General features: G+C 71.3%; 4 protein-coding genes. 2 read left to right on the top strand and 2 right to left on the bottom strand.

Annotated elements, in window-relative coordinates; all coding sequences use genetic code 11:
- Window positions 1–295: 295 nt before the first annotated feature.
- Window positions 296–1,315 carry an ArsR family transcriptional regulator gene (locus tag FHG89_RS03675; protein WP_139582769.1) on the bottom strand — a complete coding sequence of 340 codons (1,020 nt, stop codon included), beginning with the start codon at window positions 1,313–1,315 and terminating at the stop codon, window positions 296–298.
- Window positions 1,316–1,622: 307 nt separating this feature from the next.
- On the opposite strand from FHG89_RS03675, the gene ileS reads away from it, so the two are divergent.
- Window positions 1,623–4,769 (top strand): isoleucine--tRNA ligase, encoded by a 3,147-nt coding sequence (gene ileS, locus FHG89_RS03665; protein WP_139582764.1) that lies wholly within the window; start codon window positions 1,623–1,625, stop codon window positions 4,767–4,769.
- Window positions 4,770–4,866: 97 nt separating this feature from the next.
- Window positions 4,867–5,556, top strand: a complete 690-nt coding sequence (locus FHG89_RS03660) for a lysophospholipid acyltransferase family protein (RefSeq protein WP_139582763.1) — start codon at window positions 4,867–4,869, stop codon at window positions 5,554–5,556.
- A 223-nt stretch (window positions 5,557–5,779) separates the two neighbouring features.
- On the opposite strand, the gene FHG89_RS33515 is transcribed toward FHG89_RS03660, so the two are convergent.
- On the bottom strand, window positions 5,780–6,654 hold an 875-nt coding region (locus tag FHG89_RS33515; protein ID WP_244295137.1), incomplete at its 5' end, for a hypothetical protein.

The following is a 6,654-nucleotide window of genomic DNA, read 5'->3' as shown; positions in this document are numbered from 1 at the left end:
CCCTGACCCCCACCCCTCGGTTGATCATGTCGTTGTTGCCACGACACGCCGTCGAACGAGGCAACAACTCCATGATCAACGAGGGCCCGGGTTGGGGTTCCTGCCAGCGCCGTTCGGTCCGGGCAGGCCGAACAGCTCCCCGTTGCCGACTGTCAGGTCGACGCCGCGGACTGCCTGGACCTCACGGCGCTGGGGTCGTGCCCTTCCCGACCGCCACGATCGCGTGTTCGCTCGTGATCCGCAGGCTAGGAGTGACGGGGACGGGTGGGAAACGGATTCGGATCGAGCCGAATGCTCACGCCGAGGCGCTCGTCGGCTCGTCACCGACGAGCTGTACCAGTGCCAGGCCGGCCGGTTCCAGGCCGTACAACACCCGCCGGCCCACCCGGCGGCGGTGCACCACGCCGGCGGTCAGCAGCGCGGAGAGCTGCTCCGACACGGTGCTCGGGGCGAGCCCCAGGGTGGCCGCGAGGCCAGCGGTGGTGGCCGGCCGCACCAGCGCCCGCAGCACCTGGGCGCGACCTCGACCGACAAGCACCGCCAGCCGATCCGTGGCCGGTGCCGTTCGACTCGCCGACGCGGGCCCACCCTCGGCGAGCACCACCGCCCCGCGCGCCTGGTAGGAGACGGCGATGATCTCCGGATGGTCGGTGGCGCAGACGAGTGCTCCCTGCGAGAAGACCAGTGGAATCAGCAGCAGCCGCTGGTCCACCGCCACGAACTCCTGCTCCGACGGCTTCACAAGCGTCAGCACCGGCTTGTCCCAGCGCACCCGCTCGTGCAGGTCGGCCAGCAGCGCGTCCGGACCGTACGCGGCGAGCGCCCGGGCCCGGTGCAGCACCTCCTCGTCCAGCGCCGCCTGCATCGCCGGCCACCACGGCGCGATGGCCGCGTCCCAGTACGCCTCGATGCCGTCGGCTAGCCGGTCCAGGGCGGCCCGTCGGTCCGTGACGAACGGACCGAGCCACTCCGGCAGGTCGTCCGGGTTGTGGTAGCGGGGGATCTGCTCGGCGATCACCTCAGCCGGCGTCGCGCGCAGCTCGGCGAGCTGTTCGGCCAGGGTCGGCGCGGCCGACGTGGGGATCGGGCTGAGGAAGTCCGGTGCGGGTAGGCCGACGGTCAGCAGCCGGGCGGGCGCGGTCGCCGGTACCTCGTCGAGCACCCGCCGTGCGTGCCGCGCCCAGTCGGTGTACGGCCAGGGCGCCTCTCCCGGGTGGCGGTGCAGCACGAACAGGCTGGTCAGGACCTCCCAGAGTGGGCTGGTGGCGATCCGGGTGCGGGACAGCGTCGGTTCGTCCAACTCGATCCGGATCACCCGGCCAGCCTAGGGTGCCAGCGCGCGCGTTTACTCGGCGGCGGGGTGGGGGGCGGGTCTTGTATCGTTGAGCACCGTAAGGCGATGACCCGGCCATCACCGGTGAGCCTCCGGAAGAACAGCCGGGCAACCGGCCCAGTAGAACCGGACGGGTGCGGCCCGTCACAGCCGGCAATGAGCGGGCGGTCGATCCTGACCGCCAAGCGGGGTGGTACCGCGGACCACCGGGAGCGCCGTTTCCAGGCGTACCCGGAAGGTTCGTCCTCGCAGACCCACGTTGAGTGAGCTGCGAGGAGAGCGACAGGCGATGGCCTATCCGTTGCACGACCCGACCGCCGCCGGTGTCCCGGCGAGCCCGGACCTGCCCGCGGTCGAGCGCCGGGTGCTGGAGCACTGGACGGCCGACAAGACCTTCGAGGCGTCGGTCGAGGCCCGCCCCGCCGGCACGGACGGCAAGAACGAGTACGTCTTCTACGACGGCCCGCCCTTCGCCAACGGCCTGCCGCACTACGGCCACCTCTTCACGGGGTACGTCAAGGACGTGGTGCCCCGCTACCAGACGATGCGCGGGCGGCACGTCGAGCGGCGCTTCGGCTGGGACTGCCACGGCCTGCCCGCCGAGGTGGTCGCCGAGAAGCAGCTCGGGATCACCAGCAAGGCGGAGATCATCGACCTGGGCGTGGCCCGGTTCAACGAGGCCTGCCGCACCTCGGTGCTGGAGTTCACCCAGGACTGGGAGCGGTACATCAACCGGCAGGCCCGCTGGGTCGACTTCACCAACGACTACAAGACGCTCGACCTGGACTACATGGAGAGCGTCATGTGGGCCTTCAAGACCCTGCACGACAAGGGTCTGATCTACGAGGGCTTCCGGGTGCTGGCGTACTGCTGGCGCTGCGAGACGCCGCTGTCGAACACCGAGACCCGGATGGACGACGTCTACCGGGACCGGCACGACCCGACGCTGACGGTGTGGTTCGGGCTGACCGCCGACGAGTCCGCCCCGGAGCTGGTGCGCGGGCCGGTCAAGCTGGGTGTCTGGACGACCACGCCGTGGACCCTGCCGTCGAACCTGGCGCTCGCCGTCGGCCCCGACATCGAGTACGCGGTGCTGGAGCGCGACGGCGAGCGGTACGTGGTGGGCGCGGCGCGGCTGGCCGCGTACGCGAAGGAGCTGGACGGCTACGAGCTCCTCGGCACGGTGTACGGCCGGGACCTGGTCGGACGCCGCTACACGCCGCTGTTCGACTTCCTCGTCGAGCAGGCCGGGGAGAACGCGTACCAGGTGCTCGGCGCGGAGTTCGTCACCACCGAGGACGGCACCGGGATCGTGCACCTGGCCCCGGCGTTCGGTGAGGACGACCAGAACGTCTGCAACGCCGCAGGCATCCCCACCATCGTCACCGTGGACGACCACACCCGGTTCACCGCGCTGGTCCCGCCGTACCAGGGTGAGCAGGTCTTCGACGTCAACAAGCCGGTGATCCGGGAACTGAAGGAGCGGGGGGTGGTGCTCCGGCAGGACACCTACACCCACTCGTACCCGCACTGCTGGCGCTGCGACACCCCGCTTGTCTACAAGGCGGTGTCGTCGTGGTTCGTCGCGGTGACCAAGTTCCGGGACCGGATGGTCGAACTCAACCAGCAGATCAACTGGACGCCGGGCCACATCAAGGACGGCTCGTTCGGCAAGTGGCTCGCCAACGCCCGGGACTGGTCGATCAGCCGCAACCGGTTCTGGGGCTCGCCCATCCCGGTGTGGAAGTCCGACGACCCGAACTACCCGCGCCTGGACGTCTACGGGTCGCTTGCCGACATCGAACGGGACTTCGGCGTACGCCTGAGCGACCTGCACCGGCCGGCGGTGGACGACCTGGTCCGCCCCAACCCGGACGACCCCACCGGCCAGTCGATGATGCGCCGGGTGCCGGAGGTGCTGGACTGCTGGTTCGAGTCCGGGTCGATGCCGTTCGCCCAGGTGCACTACCCGTTCGAGAACGCGGACTGGTTCGAGCACCACTACCCGGGTGACTTCATCGTCGAGTACATCGGGCAGACCCGCGGCTGGTTCTACACGATGCACGTGCTGGCCACCGCGCTGTTCGACAGGCCGGCGTTCCGCAACTGCCTGAGCCACGGCATCCTGCTCGGCTCGGACGGGCGCAAGATGTCCAAGAGCCTGCGCAACTACCCGGACGTCTACCACGTCTTCGACTCGTACGGGTCGGACGCGATGCGCTGGATGCTGATGTCCTCGCCGGTGCTGCGCGGCGGGGACATGGCGGTCACCGAGACGCTGATCCGCGACGCTGTGCGGCAGGTGCTGCTGCCGCTGTGGAACGTCTGGTACTTCTTCTCGCTCTACGCCAACGCGGACGGGTACCAGGCGCGGCGGCGCACCGACTCGACGCACCTGCTCGACAGGTACGTGCTGGCCAAGACGAACGAGCTGGTGTCGACGGTCGGCGCGCAGATGGACGCGTACGACATCTCCGGCGCGTGCGCCACCGTCCGGTCCTACCTGGACGCGCTGACCAACTGGTACGTGCGCCGCTCGCGGGACCGGTTCTGGTCCGGCGACGTCAACGCGTTCGACACGCTGTCGACCGTGCTGGAGACGCTCTGCCGGGTGGTGGCGCCGCTGGCGCCGCTGACCGCGGAGGAGATCTGGCGCGGGCTGACCGGGGAGCGCTCGGTGCACCTCACCGACTGGCCGGAGGCGAGCGAGTTCCCGGCCGACCACGACCTGGTCGCGGCCATGGACAACGTGCGGGCGGTCGCCTCGGCGGCGCTGTCGCTGCGCAAGGCCAAGGGTCTGCGGGTGCGACTGCCGCTGTCGAAGCTGACCGTGGCCTCGCCGGCGGCGGAGCAGCTGCGACCGTTCGCCGATCTGATCGCCGACGAGGTCAACGTGAAGGAGGTGGAGTTCAGCGCGGAGCTGTCCGCGTACTGCCAGCAGGTGTTGACGGTGGTGCCCCGGGCGCTCGGCCCGCGGATCGGCAAGCAGGTCCAGCAGGTGATCAAGGCGGTCAAGGCGGGCGAGTGGGAGCTGGTCGACGGCGCCCCGGTGGCCGCCGGCATCACCCTGGCCGAGGGCGAGTACGAGCTGCGCCTGGTCGCGGCCGACGCCGAGCACTCCGCGCCGCTGCCCGGCGGTGAGGGCGTGGTCGTGCTGGACACCGAGGTCACCCCGGAGCTGGCCGCCGAGGGCCTGGCCCGCGACGTGGTGCGGGTGGTGCAGCAGGCCCGCCGCGACGCCGACCTGGACGTCTCGGACCGGATCGTGGTGTCGGTGTCGGCCTCCGAGGAGGTGCGCGCGGCGGTGGCGGCGTACATCGACTTCGTGTCCGGCGAGGTCCTGGCCGACTCGGTGGACTTCGCCGAGGGCCTCGACGGTTTCGCCGGCGAGGTGGGCGAGGGTGAGCGGGTGACGGTCACCGTCCGCCGGGTGTAACGCGCGAGGGCGGACGCCTCCCCACCTCCGTCCGGGAGGTGTGGAGGCGTCCGCTACCGTGACACCGCCTGCTCGCACCTCATCTGCCGGAGGACCAGTGCCCCTGCTCTACACCATCGGCAAGCTGACCGTGGCGCCCACGCTGCGGGTGGCGTTCCGCCCGACCGTGGAGGGTCTGGAACACGTGCCGGAGACCGGCGGCGCGATCTTCGCCGGCAACCATCTCTCGGTGGCCGACGAACTGTTCCTCGGCACTGTGGTGCCCCGGCACCTGGCGTTCTGGGCGAAGTCGGAGTATTTCAAGGGCACCGGCGTGAAGGGCGCGATCTCCAAGTTCGTCCTCACCGGCCTGGGCGCGATTCCGGTCGAACGGGCCGGCGGTCGGGCGGCGCTGTCCGCGTTCGACGCGGCGATCCCGGCGCTCAAGGGCGGTGACCTGGTGGTGGTCTACCCGGAGGGCACCCGTTCCCCGGACGGCAAGCTCTACCGGGGGCGGACCGGTGCGGCCCGGCTCGCCATCTCCGCCGGTGTGCCGATCATCCCGGTGGGCATGATCGGCACGGACAAGGCGCAACCGATCGGCGCCCGGGTGCCCCGCCCCGGCGCTGCCAAGATCACCGTCCGGTTCGGCAAGCCGCTGGACTTCACCGGCCGGCCGGACGACCGCGCCTCGCTGCGGCAGATGACCGACGAGCTGATGAGCGAGATCCAGAAGCTCACCGGCCAGGAGTACGTGCCCCGCTACGCCCCGCCGCGCGCCCACCCGGACCCCACCCGCGACGCCTGACCCTGGCAGCGCGCGCCGCGCGTCTGTCAGCCCGGGGCGCGCACTGGCGCTGTGGAACCGGCTCCCGCCCGCGGGGTAGCCCGGTCTGATGGGCGGATATACCTGTGCGTCATCAATATGACCCACAGGTATATCCGCCTCCAGTCCTGCCGCCTGGGCGGGGCTTACCCGGTGTGACGAGCCGCAGCAGCGCTCCAGAGGGCCGGCCGCCCCGGGGTGCGGCTCAGCCCCGTTCGGGCTGGACGATCTGGGCGCGCAGGGTGTCCAGCAGGTCGGCGCTGTCGGAGACGGACAACCGGGTGAACACGCCGGTGGCGATGCTGCCGTGGTCGACCGACGTGCAGACCACCACGTCGCTGCCGTCCGCCCGGCCTACCGCGCACCGCTCGTGCCTGCCCCGCACACCGGTGTCCACGGTCTCGGCGGCGCCCAGCGCGTACCGATCGGTGAGCCGGCTGATCTCCGCCTCCGCGTCCGCCTCCGGGCTCAGCCGGAAGCCGGTGCCGCCGAAGACCGTCACCCGCTTGCCGTTCGTCGTGGAGTAGACCCCGGCGAACGTGTCCTCGGCCAGCCAGTGCTCGTTGCGTACCTCGCTCTCCAACTGCCGGGCGGTCGCCGCGCTGCGGTCGTCCTGTCGCAGGCTGAGGTCCTCCACCTGGTCGGGCAGAGCCGCGCGGGCCGGGTACTGGGCCGAGATCGGGAGCCCGTAGTAGGCGGGGCAGCCACAGCAGCAGGCGAGCGTGAGCAGCAGCAGCCACGGCCAGCGGCGTCGTCGCCGGACCGGGACCGGCACGTACCCCTTGGGGGCCTGCCAGCCGGGCGGCGCCGCCGGTGGTGGCGCCGAGCGCCGGCCTCGACGCTGCTTCGGCACCGGGGCCGGCGCGGGCGGTGACGTCGGCCGGTGCGGTGGCGGCGCGGGCGACATCGGCCGGGTCGGCGGGCCGGGTCGCGCGGCGTTCGGCGGCATGGGCGCGGCCGGCGGTGACACCGGGTGCGAAGCGACCGGGGGAGCGGGCGGACCGGACCACTGCCTGTCTCTTATATACATCTCCGAGCCCACGAGACCGGAGCCTACCTCGTATGGCGTCTTCTGCTTGA

This window comes from Micromonospora orduensis (assembly GCF_006228125.1).
GTDB classification, from domain to species: domain Bacteria; phylum Actinomycetota; class Actinomycetes; order Mycobacteriales; family Micromonosporaceae; genus Micromonospora; species Micromonospora orduensis.
Note: the sequence above shows the minus strand (reverse complement) of the source record. Positions and strands in the feature narration are given on the sequence as shown.